The following is a 12,490-nucleotide window of genomic DNA, read 5'->3' as shown; positions in this document are numbered from 1 at the left end:
AAGGACGTATTGATCATGAGAATCTCCCGCAGGCTCCTCGCCGGTGCCGCCGCCGGTGCCCTCGTCGCCGCGTTGCTGTCCGGCTGTGGAAGCGACTCCGGCTCCGGCGGAAAGGCCGAGGAGGTCACGTTCGGGTACATCGGCGACTTCAACGGCACCAGCCTGCTGGCCATCGCCAATGACCAGAAGCTCTGGGCGAAGCACGGGCTCAAGGCCAACACCAGGGTGTTCACCAACGGCCCGCTGCAGATCCAGGCCCTCGGTGCCGGCGACCTCGACTTCGGCTACATCGGGCCCGGTGCCATGTGGCTGCCCGCCTCCGGTCAGGCCAAGGTCGTGGCGATCAACACGCTGGGCAACGCCGATCGGGTCATCGCCCAGCCCGGCGTGACTTCCATCCAGCAGCTCAAGGGCAAGACCGTCGGCGTCCCGGAGGGCACGTCGGGCGACATGATCCTCACGCTCGCGTTGCGGAAGGCGGGCATGACGAAGCAGGACGTCAAGATCGTGCCGATGGACCCCTCCACGATCGTGTCGGCGTTCTCGGCCAAGAAGATCGACGCCGCCGGCTTCTGGTATCCCGCCATCGCGACCATCAAGAAGCAGGTCCCGGACGTGGTCGAGCTCGCGAAGAACGACGACTTCGCCGCCGAGGTCTCCTTCCCCACCGCGTTCGTCGCGGGCAACCAGGTCGTCGCCAACGAGAAGGCGAAGACCGAGAAGGTGCTCGCCGTGCTGCGGGACGCGATGCGTTACCGCTCCGAGAACATGGACAAGAGCATCGCGCTGACCGCGAAGATGCTCAATGTCCCGGTGGACCAGGTCAAGGCCGACGCGGCCAACGTCAAGGTCCTCTCGGTCGATGAGCTGGACAAGATGACCAAGGACGGCACCATCGACAAGTGGCTCACCGGGATGAGCGACTACTTCGTCCAGGCGGGCAAGCTGAAGTCCCCGGCGGACCCGAAGAGCTACTACACCGGCGACCTGTTCACGGCGGCCGCCCAGTGACCGGACCGAAGAACATCCTCTTCCTGATGACCGACCAGCACCGGGCGGACACCCTCGGGGTGTACGGCAGCCCCCGGGCGACGCCCGTCCTGGACGAGCTGGCACGGACCGGAACCCGATTCGACCGGTGGTACACGCCCACCGCGATCTGCACGCCGGCCAGAGCCAGCCTGCTCACCGGTCAGGCGCCCTTCCGCCACAAACTGCTGGCCAACCATGAACGCAACGTGGGCTACATCGAGGACCTGCCAGACGGGCAGTTCACCTTCTCGGCGGCGCTGCGGCAAGCGGGCTACAACTGTGGCCTCGTCGGCAAATGGCACGTGGGCACGGACAAGACCGCGCGCGACTTCGGCTTCGACGGGCCGGAACTGCCCGGCTGGCACAACCCCGTGGATCACCCCGACTACCTGGCCTATCTCGCCGAGCGGGACCTCCCGCCCTACGAGATCTCCGATCGGATCCGCGGCACGCTGCCCAACGGCGGCCCCGGCAACCTGCTGGCCGCGCGCCTGCACCAGCCGGTGGAGGCGACCTTCGAGCACTACCTGGCCACCCGCACCATCGAACTTCTCGAACGGTACGCGCAGGCCGCCCGGGACCGCGACCAGCCGTTCTTCCTCGCCCTGCACTTCTTCGGCCCGCACCTGCCGTACATCCTCCCGGACGAGTACTTCGACCTGGTCGACCCCGCGGACGTCGAACTGCCCCGCTCGATCGCCGAGACCTTCCACGGCAAACCTCCGGTGCAGAAGAACTACAGCGCGCACTGGACCTTCGACACCATGCCGATCGAGACCACCCGCAAGCTCATCGCCGTGTATCACGGTTACGTGGCGCTCATCGACCGGCAGATCGGACGCGTGCTGGACGCCCTGCAACGCCTCGGTCTCGTCGAAGACACCTCGGTGTTCTTCACCTGCGACCACGGAGAGTTCACCGGCGCCCACCGGCTGCACGACAAGGGGCCGGCGATGTACGAGGACATCTACCGCACCCCAGGCCTGCTCCGGGTGCCCGGCGAGCCGGGCGGCGTGGTCCGCACCGAATTCGTCAGCCTGCTGGACTGCACGGCCACGATCCTCGAACTCGCCGGTCTCGACCCGAAGCCGGCGGTCGACTCGCGCAGCCTGCTGCCACTGGTCGGCGGCGGTGAGGCACGCTGGGAGGAGGACATCGTCTGCGAGTTCCACGGACACCACTTCCCGTATGCGCAGCGGATGCTGCGAACGGACCGCTACAAACTCGTGGTCAACCCCGACTCGGTGAACGAGCTGTACGACCTGCAGTCCGACCCGGACGAGTTGCTCAACGTCTACGAGCACCCCGAGATGGCGGAGATCCGGACGCGGATGATGCGCCGGCTGTACCAGCTCCTGCAGGAACGGGGCGACAAGTTCTACCACTGGATGACGTCCATGTACGACGTCGGGGAGACCAGCTACGACCCGACGCTCAGCGGCCTGGACGAGGCGACCTACCAGGGGTCGAACCCGTGACCTCGGCTGGGTTGAACGGCCGACCCCGGCGGCCCGACATCGTCATGGTCCTCACCGACGATCACGCCGCGCACGCGGTCAGCGCCTACGGGTCGGCCGTCAACCGCACACCGCGGATCGACGAGATCGGCGAACACGGGGTCCGCTTCGACAACTGCTTCGTCACCAACTCGCTGTGTTCGCCGAGTCGCGCCACGATCCTCACCGGCACGTACAGCCACGTGAACGGTGTGAAGACCCTCGTCACGCCGATCGACTCGGCCCAGCCGACCTTCGTCTCCCAGCTCCGCGACGCCGGCTACCGCACCGCGATCGTCGGCAAGTGGCACCTGGGCGACGGCGCGGGACACGACCCGCAGAACTTCGACTACTGGGACGTGCTCATCGAACAGGGCGAGTACTTTGATCCCCGGTTCCTGTCCGCCGAGGGCCTGCGCACCGAGAGCGGCTACGCCACGGATGTCATCACCGACCTGTCCCTGCGGTGGCTCGACTCGCTGGACGGGGACGACCCGTGGTGCGTCCTGATCTGCCACAAGGCGCCGCACCGCTCGTGGGAACCCGACGAGGCGCACGCCGGCATGTACGCGGGCCACATCCCGGTGCCCGCCACCTTCGCCGACGACTACGCCACACGCACCTCGTCGGCGCGACGGGCAGCCATGCGGATCGCGGACCACCTGACGGTGGAGGACCTCAAACAGCCGGTCCCCGACGGGATGTCGTACGAGGAGCAGGCCCGCTGGAAGTACCAGCGGTACATGGAGGACTACCTGGCCTGCGTCGCCTCCGTCGACGACAACGTCGGCCGGGTGATCGACTGGCTCCGGCAGCGGGGCCGGTTCGACGACACCGTCCTGATCTACTCCTCCGACCAGGGCTTCTTCCTCGGCGAGCACGGGTGGTTCGACAAGCGCTTCATGTATGAACAGTCCCTGCGTATGCCCCTGCTGCTGAGCTATCCACGGGCGGTCGCCGCCGGCGGGGTGCACGACGGGATCGTCACCAACGTCGACTTCGCGCAGTCGATCCTGGACGCCGCCGGGGTGCCGCACCACGAGCGGATGCAGGGCCGCAGTTTCTGGCCCGACCTCACCGCCACCCGCGGCGAGCCCCCGGCGCAGGGAATGTACTACCGGTACTGGGAACACGACGACAGCAACCACCGGACACCGGCCCACTACGGCTACCGTACCGACCGCCACAAGCTCATCTACTTCTACAACGACGGCCTCGGCGTCCCCGGCAGCTCATCCCGCACCTATCCACCGGAGTGGGAGCTCTACGACCTGCTCGAGGATCCGGACGAGGTGCGCAACGTCTACGACGACCCGGCCTACGCCGAGGTACGCGAGGACCTCAAGGCGCGGATGTGGCTGGCCCAGGCGGCCGTCGGAGACGAACCGCACCCGAGCCACCCGGTGCCCGAGCGCCTCCGCCCGGGCCAAGCGGTCGGAGGCTGATCGGAATGCCGATGAACCAACAGCAGGACGATCCGCGAGAGCACGCCCCCGCCTGCTGCGCGCCCGGCATACGAACCCTCCGGGCGGCGCTTGGCCCCGGTGATCCCCCGGTCGCGACCCCCGAGCCCGAACCCGACGTCACCGCCCTGTCCCCCACCGGAACTGCGGCCGCCCGGTTGGCCACCAGCAGGCACACCGTTGCCCAGGCGGACCTGCCGGGGGGCCGCTTCCGGATGGGCGACGCGAACGGCGACGGCAACCCCGGCGACGGTGAGGGCCCCGTCCACCCGGTCGTCCTGTCGCCGTTCGCCATCGACACCACGCCGGTCACCAACGCCGACTTCGCGCGCTTCGTGACCGCCACGGGCTACCGCACCGAGGCCGAGACGTTCGGCTTCTCCGCCGTGTTCCACCTGGCCGTCCGAGCCGCCCCCGACGAGGTGATGGGCCCGGCGGCCGGCACCCCGTGGTGGCTCGGCGTGCGCGGGGCCGACTGGCAGCATCCGCACGGCCCGCGCTCCGACCTGGACGGGCTCGACGACCACCCGGTCGTCCACGTGAGCTGGAACGACGCGATGGCATACTGCCGGTGGGCCGGCCGCCGGCTGCCCACCGAGGCCGAGTGGGAGTACGCCTCACGCGGCGGCCTTGACGGCGCCCGGTACCCGTGGGGAGATCGCCTCCTCGACGACGACGGCAGGTGGCGCTGCAACATCTGGCAGGGCCGCTTCCCGACCCGCAACGACCTCGAGGACGGATACCTGACCACGGCACCGGTCCGCACGTTCACACCGAATGGCTTCGGCCTGTGGCAGACCGTCGGTAACGTCTGGGAATGGTGCGCCGACTGGTACGACCCCGGCTACTACGCGCACGCCCCCGAGCGTGACCCGCAGGGGCCGCCGTCGGGAAGCGCGCGCGTGCTGCGCGGGGGCTCCTACCTCTGCCACGACTCCTACTGCAACCGGTACCGCAACTCCGCCCGCTCCGCGAACACACCCGACTCGTCCATGGGCAACGCCGGCTTCCGCACGGTCGCCCACAGGCTGGTCACCTGACCGGTAGCCGTTGCCACTGAGTGCTCTATGGCGCTCATGTGGCAGTTGTGCCTTGCGGCATAACGGTCCCGGTCTTACCTGCGCAGAGCGCGGGGCCGGGTTGACGTTTCACAGCCTCCTGCCCACCGGGGTGGGTCTTGCGGGTGGCTCCACGTCCTGCCACCGGGCCACTCCCGGCGGTTCGCCGCTCGGCCACGGTGCTGGCGAGAGCGGCGAGGTTACGCGCGGCGTTCACATCCCGATCGAGGGTGAGGCCGCAGGCGGTGCAACGGTAGATGCGCTCGGACAGGGTGAGTTTGGTTTTCACCGCACCACAACCCGAGCAGGTCTTCGAGGAGGGATACCAGCGGTCGGCCACCACGAGCCGGCCACCGTTCCAAGGGATCTTGTACGACAGTTGGCGGCGCAGCTCACCGAACCCGGCATCGGCGATACGCCGGGCCAAACGCCGATTCTTCAGCATGCCGCTCACGTGGAGATCCTCAACCACGATCGTCGTGTACTCACGAGCCAGACCGGTGGTGAGCTTGTGCAGGCCATCACGACGCAGGTTCGCCACCCGGGCATGTGCCGTGCGGAGCCGACCCGCCGCGCGGCGCCACCGCTTCGACGGGTTCACGCCCGCCGTGCGCTCCGGGCCCTGTTTGCGCGACACCGCCCGCCCCAGCGCCCGAAGCCGCACCCGGGCGGCGTCCAGGTGGCCAGGATTGGGGACAAGCTCCCCGGTCGACAGCACCGCCAAATGTGTAATGCCGACGTCAACACCGACGACGGTGTCCGGCCGGGCGGGGCAACGGACGCTGCGGTCGATCTGGACGGTGAACGACACGAACCAGCGGCCGCCCTCACGGCGTACGGTCGCGGAGATGATCCCCGCCGTGTTGGCCTCCACACGGCGGGCGAGTTTGCGGGCGGACTCGTGCAACTTCAGCCGGCCCAGCCGGGGCAGCACCACATGTTTCCGGTCGGGTTCGACCCGGATCGCGCCGGTGGTGAACCGCACCGCCGGCGTCGAGCGGTGCTTGGACTTGAACCGCGGGAAACCGAACCGTCGTCCGGCACGCTTGCCGGCGCGGGAGTCCGACCAGTTCTTCAACGCCCGAGCCAGCGCGTCCAGGCCGGTGTTGAACGCTTCCTTCGAGCATTCCCGCCACCACGGCGCGACCTCGTCCTTGACCGCGTTCCACGCCTTACGCAACGCCGGCAACGACCACCCTAGAGCCGGGGTGAGCGACCCCTCGGGAACGCCGTAGGAGCGTTCCGCCGCCCGCTGATCCCACACCGCCTTCACCCGAGCCAACGCCCAGTTATGCGCCACCCGAGCGGCACCAGCATGCGCCAACACCGACCGCTGCTGCCTCGGAGTGAGATCAAGCGCGAAACGATACGCCTGCATATTGCGCAAACCCCACCCCCACTCACCGCCTCGGCGTCAGTGTCGACGACGGGTACGACACCATCACCACCCCACCCCCCTGAAGGCACCACAACCCGCTACAGAGGCCTCAAGAACACTCGACCGGCAACGGACGACAGCCCCGTTGCTCCAATCAAGGTTCAGCCCTTGGCTACCCGGGGTGACCTTGAGGGCGGTGCTGCCGGTAGCGTCGTTTGCGCACCTGGTAGCGGAGGCGGTGCGGGTGGCACGGAGATGGTTGTCGATCCGGGTTGAGTTGGTGTCCGGCCGTGGCGAAGACTTCTGGCCGCGCCCGGGGCGGATCTTCGCCGCAGTGCGGGCGCACACATTCGAGCAGCTCGGCGCGGCGATCGACGACGCTTTCGCCCGGTGGGACCTGGCCCATTTGCGTCTGTTCACCCTCACCGACGAGACAGCGGTCTGCTCGTTCCGGGTGTGGGACGAGCCCCGGATGGTGCAGTCGACAGCGACAAGACCAAGCTGAGTCGGCTCACCCCAGGTGAACAGCTTGCGTACGTCTTCGACATGGGTGACGACTGGGCGCTGCACGGTCGATGAGCAGCGGATCGATCCGCTGGAGGTTGCGTCCACTGGAGTGGTGTACGACTTGCCCGTGATGGGCGTGTTGCGTAGATGAGAGACGGCCATCGCGTCGATCCTTCAAGACGACCAAGTCAGAGAAGGAAGAGAGGACGCGATGGCCGCAACTGAGAGTGTGAACCCTGTTGACCTGCTGCGCGAGCAGATCGCGGGCGCGTCGCCGGACATGTTGCAGGCGATGATCAAAACGTTCGCGCAGGCGGTGATGTCCGCCGAGGCCGACGCGATCTGCGGCGCCGGCTACGGGCAGCGCAGCGATGAGCGGGTGAACTCCCGCAATGGCTACCGGCAGCGCGAGTGGGACACCCGGGCCGGGACGATCGACCTGGCGATCCCGAAGCTGCGCCAGGGCTCGTACTTCCCGGACTGGCTGCTGACGCACCGGCGGCGGGCCGAGCAGGCATTGGTGTCGGTGGTGGCCACGAGCTATCTGCTCGGGGTGTCGACGCGGCGGGTGGAGAAGCTGGTCGAGCAGCTCGGGATCCGGCAGCTGTCGAAGTCGCAGGTCTCGGAGATGGCCGCCCACCTCGACGCGCAGGTGCAGGCATTCCGCAACCGGCCCCTCGACTCCGAGCACTACACGTTCGTGTGGATGGACGCGCTGACGATGAAGGTCCGCGAAGCGGGCCGGACCGTCAACGTTCACGCGCTGATCGCTGTCGGCGTCAACGCCGACGGACAACGCGAGGTGTTGGGCTTGGACGTCGCCTCGGACGAGGACGGCGCCGGCTGGCTGGCGTTCCTGCGGTCGCTGACCGCCCGCGGCCTGACCGGTGTCCGCCTGGTCATCTCCGACGCCCACGCCGGCCTCGTGGCCGCCATCGGCGCCGCGCTGCCCGGGGCATCGTGGCAGCGGTGCCGGACCCACTACCTGCGGAACCTGCTGACGAAGGTGCCGAAGTCAGCCCAGCCGTGGATCGCCACCCTGGTGCGCACGATCTTCGACCAGCCCGACGCCGACGCCGTGCACGCCCAGTTCCAGCGGGTCGTGGCGACGATCGAAGCGAAGTTCCCGGCCGCGGCCGAGCACCTCGACGCCGCCCGCGACGACCTCCTCGCGTTCACCGGCTTCCCGCGCGAGATCTGGCGCCAGATCTGGTCGAATAACCCGCAGGAACGGCTGAACAAGGAGATCCGCCGCCGCACCGACGTCGTCGGGATCTTCCCCAACCGGGCCGCGGTCATCCGCCTCGTCGGCGCCGTCCTGGCCGAGCAGACCGACGAGTGGACCGAAGGCCGCCGCTACATGGGCCTGGAACTCCTCACCAAAGCCCGCCTGATCACCCTCGACACAGACCAACACGACACCAACCAGACCGACCCCACCCCGATCGCCGCATAACATCAGACCGGATCCCGCGATGGCCGTCTCTTACACCACCTACGCGGACGCGACCCCGCTGGATCAGCTCGGGTTCGTCCCGACCGAGCCGACGCCATACTGGGGCCGGGGGAACCTTTCCGACCAGTACGGCCGACGGTGGGACGGCGACGACGGCGAGTCGCCGATGCCGAAGCCTCCCAAGAACCTGCTACGGGGTCTTCCTCCGATCCTGCCCTGGCGGGGACCGCGGCGGCGCGGATAAGTACTGACGCCAATCACCCGGACGCTCAGGCCGTGGCAGGTAGGCTGTGCGCCTCGGAACGGCGATCTCAGCGGACAGTCGCTTGGCGGTGACCTGGAGTCTGTAGACGTGTCGGGCGAGGTGGCGTTTGAGAGCGCGGATCGCCTCCGTGCGGCAGATGCCCATCGCCTTGCGGTTGTCCAGGTAGGCGGGCCCTGTCGTCGACGCGGGCCCGGGTGATCGCGATGCGGTGCACGGCGGCGTTGAGACGCCGGTTGCCGCCCCGGTTGAGCCGATGCCTATGTGTCGCCCCGGACGATGCCGGAATCGGTGCGGTGTCGGTGTGCATGACGAACGCGGGCGCTGGAGCCGAACCGGCGCACGTCGCCGGTCTCCGTCATGATCCTGGCCGCGGGCAGTGGCCCGCACGCGGGCAGCGCCAGCAACTGCGGCGCCTGCACCTTCATCAACTCGTGGGGTTCACGTTCGAGCTGATCAGCTCGCCGGGCTAGCTCCTCGACCCGGTCGGGCAGTTCCGCAGCGATGGACACACGCACACTGCCCGCCTGAGCGGCGAGGTAGTCGCGCACATGCGTCACCCAGCGCCGCTTGTGCAGCTTGCGAGCCGGAATCGTCTCGGCGAAGTCCGGGTCCAGGTCGTGCAGCAGCCACCGCAGCCGAGCACATGCGCACCATCTCACCAACGAGGTCCTCGCGGTGGTCGAGCAGCATCTTGACCACGCGTGACTCATCCTCCGGCAAGGCCGGCGGCAGGTTCTCCCCCAAGGCCGCACGGGCGACGGCGAGAGCGTCGATAGAATCGCTCTTTGCCCTGGCCCCGGCCGACCGCCGGTAGCGGGCAGTCAACTGCGTCGGCACCCACACCGCCTGCTCGCCGGCCACGAGCAGACCCCGCCTCAGGCCGTCGGCGACACGCCGGACGTCCTCGACGGCCCACAGGCATTCTCCGTACTGCCGAGCCCCGCCTCAGCAGGGACTTCACCACGCGTGGCCGGGTCGGGGCGGACGTCACGTCGAGCTGACGGCCGTTGCTGTCCACCGCGACAACAACCAGCAGGTCTTTGTGGCGGTCGACACCACGAACGATCACTTCTGCTGAACTCCAAGGGCGTGATGGCGAGAGGTGAACCAACCGGCGGACATGCCTCAATCGGGGACGGGAACCTAGCTCCAATCAAGTCACGCTGGCAGGTCGACATGGCGGCGGCCGACATGACAAGACCTCGTCAACCCCTGCGGGGCGACAGCACAGAAATGGGTCCGACATCGTGGCGTATCTACCACGGCGGCGGACTAACCCACTCCGCGCCCCAAGGGGCGACAGCACGGGAACGACTCAGCCCGCTACCGCGTCGTTGCCGCCGGAAGACGGCCCACCCAGCGGGTCATTGAGGCGTGGAAAGGCCGGCACGCCACTGGCGTACCGGCCATTCCGGCTGCTGCCCCGTCAGCGGGAAACAAGCCCGTAGGTGCGCACGTAGTCGAAGCCGGCGACTGCCCCGGCGCCGCCCATCGAGACGAGCCCGATCCGCAGCTTTCCCTGAACCGGCAGCGACCAGGTGCCACCCCACACCCAGTGCGTCCCATCGGTGCTGGACGCCATCCGCACGTCGTGCTCCTGGTGGGCGGCGTCGTAGTGGTAAACCAGGCGCAGCCACGTCGTGCCGGCCGGCGGACCGCCGAACATCGGGCCGTTGAACACCGGCCTCGGGGGCGTGGTGGTGGCCCGTTCCCCCTCCTTGCCGAACTCGGTCTGGTGCGTCACCGCACCGGGAATCCGGTTGATCGCTAGCACCGAGTGAACCAGCTTGAGGTAGCGGTCGTCGTTCTCGTACAGCACGATCCCCGCTTGCTGGGCCGGGCTCGTGCCGGTGAAGTCCAGCTTCGTCTCCACGGCGAAGTCTCCCTCCGGCGCGTCGCGCAGCAGCACCGATGCCGTGTTGTTGGCGTTGTACAGGTCGGCGCTCTGGGTGGGCCAGGTGAGGGCGCCGCCACTCTCGCCGGCGGCGGCCGCCGTCCCGCGTACCCAGCTCCATGACGGATCGGACGCCTCGGGGCGGCCGGTTGCGTTGAACTCGTCCGAGTAGGTCGGCTTGAGATCGCCCAGCACCGGGTCGGGCACCCGTTCGGTGACCGGCTGGTAGAGGGGTGCCGCGCTGATGTTGTCCGCCTGTCCGGGTGCGTTGCGCGACGCCGCGCCGATTCGGCCGGGCGCCGGGGTGTCCGGGAGCGAGGTGAGCACGACCGCCTGGGGGTCGCGCAGCCGGTCCGCCGAGACGTCGACGCGCAGGCTGGTACCTCGGAGTTCGGCGGATACCGTGTGCCAGCTGCCCAGGTCGAAGGACGCGGGCAGCGCAGCAATGGTCTCGGTGGTGTCCCCGTGGTCCGTCACCGACACCACCAGTGCCCGGCGGCCGCGGTCGAGCCACGCGACGACGCGATTCTGCGGGCCGCGGTCGGAGATCACCAGCCCGACCGAACCGACGTCACCGGCCTGGGGCAGGCGCAGGTCGCCCTCGATCCGCCGGTCCCCGCTGACGGGGCTGGCCTGGACGAACAGCGACGGTCGCGCCGGGGAGCCGGTCTGGGACAGCACACCCTGCGCGTCGGGGACCTGTGTGACGGTCCACCGACCCACGTCGGGTCCCGCGGGAACCCAGTCGGACAGGGATCCGTCGTTGAAGGTGCTACCCGCGACGGCCTGCGTGACCGGTGCCGGCTGCTCACCGCTCGACGGCCCGGCGCCGGCGCGCAGCACCGGCCACCCGTCGATCCAGTCGAGGCGGTCGATCATCAGTGGTCGCTTCGACAGCGCGGCCAACCGCCCGCCGCCGCCGTCCACCGGCGGGAAGTCCGGGTCGCCGGACGGGATCGCGTGGTAGACGAGCCAGTCCTGGCCGGAAAGGTCGGTCTGGATCGCGTTGTGTCCCGGCCCGACGAACCCGTTGCCGTTGGCGACGGCGACGATGCCGCCCTTGCTGCGCCGGTCCATGAGGGACTGCCCGTCCTGGTTGACGAACGGCCCGCGCGGGTCGTCGGCGCGTCCCACCTTGACCGTGTAACCGCTGAACGCGCCGTCGCAACAGCCGGCGTCGGAGAAGAACAGGTAGTAGTGGCCGTCGCGCTTGACGACGAAGCCGCCCTCGGCGCGCCGTCCCTGAGCGACCTGGGTCACCGGGCCGGTCAGCGCGGTCGCGTCCGGGGTCATCGCAGAGACACAAATGGTGTCGTAGCTGCCCCAGTAGAGGTAGTGCGTTCCGTCGGAGTCGGTGAACATCGCCTGGTCGATGCTGCCGGTCGGGCAGCCACTGTTGTTCGCCGGGACGAGCAGGCCGAGGTCGGTCCACGGCCCGGTGGGACCGTCGCTGGTCAGCAGGGCGACCCCGCCGCCGGAGAGACTGTAGGTCAGGTGGTAGGTGCCGTCGACATATCTGATGTCCGGCGCCCAGGGCCGCGTCCCGGCCGGCCACCAGGTGGGGGTCGCGTCGGCGGCGATCGCGTCTCCCGCGTACTGCCAGGAGACCATGTCGGTCGAGCGCAGCATCGGCAGGATGTGCTCACCCGCCTCGCCCCTGCTGTTGAAGATCGGATTGGTGGTGCCGTAGGCGTACCACGCGCCGTCCTTGCCGCGGATCACGGTCGGATCGGGGAAGGTGTCGACGACGTGCTGGCTCACCGGATTCGCGTACGTGCCGACCTGTTCAGCGGTCGCCGGCGAGGGCGAGGCGGCCGCTGCGGAAACCGCATGCGGGAAAGCGATGCCCGCTGCGAACAGCGGCACCGCGAGGACCATGCCGACGAGCGGCCGAGGGGTGGAAAGAATTGTCATCTACGCATCTCCTTCTGCCCGGGGGAT

At 68.8% G+C, this 12,490-nt stretch carries 10 protein-coding genes and 1 pseudogene; 6 read left to right on the top strand and 5 right to left on the bottom strand.

The genetic code is table 11. From position 1 onward, the window contains the following. Positions 1-15: 15 nt before the first annotated feature. The 4 genes from ACWEVO_RS00300 to ACWEVO_RS00285 are packed head-to-tail and all read left to right on the top strand — an operon-like array spanning position 16 to position 5,031. Entirely contained in the window at positions 16-1,011 is a 996-nt protein-coding gene (locus ACWEVO_RS00300; RefSeq protein WP_452305373.1) for an aliphatic sulfonate ABC transporter substrate-binding protein, read from the top strand. Further along, positions 903-2,510 (top strand): sulfatase-like hydrolase/transferase, encoded by a 1,608-nt coding sequence (locus tag ACWEVO_RS00295; protein WP_452305372.1) that lies wholly within the window; start codon positions 903-905, stop codon positions 2,508-2,510. The genes ACWEVO_RS00300 and ACWEVO_RS00295 overlap by 109 nt, the downstream gene beginning before the upstream one ends. Beyond that, the gene (locus tag ACWEVO_RS00290; protein WP_452305371.1) at positions 2,507-3,973 is read left to right on the top strand and encodes a sulfatase family protein; all 1,467 of its coding nucleotides are present in this window, start codon (positions 2,507-2,509) and stop codon (positions 3,971-3,973) included. Before ACWEVO_RS00295 ends, ACWEVO_RS00290 begins: the two co-directional genes overlap by 4 nt. A gap of 11 nt (positions 3,974-3,984) precedes the next feature. Next, the gene (locus ACWEVO_RS00285) at positions 3,985-5,031 is read left to right on the top strand and encodes a formylglycine-generating enzyme family protein (RefSeq protein WP_452305370.1); all 1,047 of its coding nucleotides are present in this window, start codon (positions 3,985-3,987) and stop codon (positions 5,029-5,031) included. A 34-nt stretch (positions 5,032-5,065) separates the two neighbouring features. On the opposite strand, the gene tnpB is transcribed toward ACWEVO_RS00285, so the two are convergent. Continuing rightward, entirely contained in the window at positions 5,066-6,427 is a 1,362-nt protein-coding gene (tnpB, locus tag ACWEVO_RS00280; protein ID WP_452305390.1) for an IS607 family element RNA-guided endonuclease TnpB, read from the bottom strand. 181 nt (positions 6,428-6,608) lie between these two features. Here tnpB and ACWEVO_RS00275 point away from each other — a divergent pair, with 181 nt between their 5' ends. Both ACWEVO_RS00275 and ACWEVO_RS00270 read left to right on the top strand, forming a co-directional pair. Further along, positions 6,609-6,932 carry a hypothetical protein gene (locus ACWEVO_RS00275; protein WP_452305369.1) on the top strand — a complete coding sequence of 108 codons (324 nt, stop codon included), beginning with the start codon at positions 6,609-6,611 and terminating at the stop codon, positions 6,930-6,932. A 213-nt stretch (positions 6,933-7,145) separates the two neighbouring features. Next, positions 7,146-8,390 carry an IS256 family transposase gene (locus ACWEVO_RS00270; protein WP_452305368.1) on the top strand — a complete coding sequence of 415 codons (1,245 nt, stop codon included), beginning with the start codon at positions 7,146-7,148 and terminating at the stop codon, positions 8,388-8,390. A 311-nt stretch (positions 8,391-8,701) separates the two neighbouring features. On the opposite strand, the gene ACWEVO_RS00265 is transcribed toward ACWEVO_RS00270, so the two are convergent. From ACWEVO_RS00265 to ACWEVO_RS00250, 4 genes and pseudogenes are all read right to left on the bottom strand, one after another. Beyond that, a complete protein-coding gene (locus ACWEVO_RS00265) occupies positions 8,702-8,962 on the bottom strand; it encodes a transposase (RefSeq protein ID WP_452305367.1) in 261 nt (86 codons plus the stop codon). Then, positions 8,913-9,317, bottom strand: a complete 405-nt coding sequence (locus ACWEVO_RS00260) for a hypothetical protein (RefSeq protein WP_452305366.1) — start codon at positions 9,315-9,317, stop codon at positions 8,913-8,915. Before ACWEVO_RS00260 ends, ACWEVO_RS00265 begins: the two co-directional genes overlap by 50 nt. 40 nt (positions 9,318-9,357) lie before the next feature. After that, positions 9,358-9,534, bottom strand: a pseudogene (locus ACWEVO_RS00255) (IS110 family transposase); the annotation flags it as partial. 547 nt (positions 9,535-10,081) lie between these two features. Further along, a complete protein-coding gene (locus ACWEVO_RS00250) occupies positions 10,082-12,463 on the bottom strand; it encodes a family 43 glycosylhydrolase (protein ID WP_452305365.1) in 2,382 nt (793 codons plus the stop codon). Positions 12,464-12,490 lie beyond the last annotated feature (27 nt).

The organism is Micromonospora sp. NPDC003776, from assembly GCF_053605645.1.
Note: the sequence above shows the minus strand (reverse complement) of the source record. Positions and strands in the feature narration are given on the sequence as shown.

Coding starts and splice junctions, on each gene's coding strand:
- ACWEVO_RS00300 (WP_452305373.1), top strand. CDS start 16: ATGAGAATCTCCCGCAGGCTCCTCGCCGGTGCCGCCGCCGGTGCCCTC.
- ACWEVO_RS00265 (WP_452305367.1), bottom strand. CDS start 8,962: ATGCACACCGACACCGCACCGATTCCGGCATCGTCCGGGGCGACACAT.
- ACWEVO_RS00250 (WP_452305365.1), bottom strand. CDS start 12,463: ATGACAATTCTTTCCACCCCTCGGCCGCTCGTCGGCATGGTCCTCGCG.
- ACWEVO_RS00285 (WP_452305370.1), top strand. CDS start 3,985: ATGAACCAACAGCAGGACGATCCGCGAGAGCACGCCCCCGCCTGCTGC.
- tnpB (WP_452305390.1), bottom strand. CDS start 6,427: ATGCAGGCGTATCGTTTCGCGCTTGATCTCACTCCGAGGCAGCAGCGG.
- ACWEVO_RS00270 (WP_452305368.1), top strand. CDS start 7,146: ATGGCCGCAACTGAGAGTGTGAACCCTGTTGACCTGCTGCGCGAGCAG.